Source organism: Paracoccus salipaludis (assembly GCF_002287065.1).
GTDB classification, from domain to species: Bacteria; Pseudomonadota; Alphaproteobacteria; order Rhodobacterales; family Rhodobacteraceae; genus Paracoccus; species Paracoccus salipaludis.
This window is the reverse complement of record NZ_NSJZ01000100.1, coordinates 1-634: the sequence shown is the minus strand read 5'-3', so window position 1 is coordinate 634 and position 634 is coordinate 1. Positions and strand designations below refer to the sequence as shown.

Annotated in this window: 2 protein-coding genes; both read right to left on the bottom strand. The window is 62.9% G+C overall.

Translation table 11 applies throughout. The features are described 5' to 3' along the window. Positions 1-263, bottom strand: a 263-nt coding sequence (locus CK240_RS17755) for a BrnA antitoxin family protein (RefSeq protein WP_095641558.1), incomplete at its 3' end; no start/stop codon positions are given. Beyond that, positions 260-508 (bottom strand): BrnT family toxin, encoded by a 249-nt coding sequence (locus CK240_RS17750; protein ID WP_095641557.1) that lies wholly within the window; start codon positions 506-508, stop codon positions 260-262. The genes CK240_RS17755 and CK240_RS17750, both read right to left, overlap by 4 nt. Positions 509-634: the final 126 nt, after the last annotated feature.

Below are 634 nucleotides of genomic sequence, written 5' to 3'. Positions count from 1 at the left end.
CGGTTCATCCGGGTCTGCCAGCCTGGACCACTGGCCTTGAACCGGGCCACCACGTCCTGGTCCAGACGCAAGGATACGGCGACCTTCGGGTTGTCCGCTTTCGGACGCCCCCCGGCATTCTTGCGCATGGCCTCGGCCAACGCCGGAAACACCTCGGCGAACGGCCGTGCCTGGGCGAGCTGATCCTCGGTGGCTTCAGGCGCGTCGGGATCGCTGGCGATCATGCGCTGGATCTGGTCTTCGGTCAGGTGCTGTCCGGTCATAGCAGGCTCCTTTCCCTTTCGCTGGCGGGCCGCATCGAGATCACCGAAATCCCTTCGGTGCCCAAGGTGGCGAACACCACGGCAATGGTGCCGTCGCCCAGGCGGCCTATGGCCATGTGCCGACCGTCCTTTGCCGGGATGACAAGCGAGGCCAGGAAGAACCCCTCGTCCAGATCGGCAAAGTCCAGGCCGTGCTTGGCGAGGTTCGTCTGCCGCTTCGGCTCATCCCAGACGATCATCAGCATGGCTTTCTGTATATACACAAATAGGAGCAGGCATCAAGGGTTCCTCCTCATCAGGCAGAGGCTCGTGAGAGGAGGGTGGAAGTGGCAGGAACTGTGGAATGTTTACACGCCCGGTTCTCGGCCCTG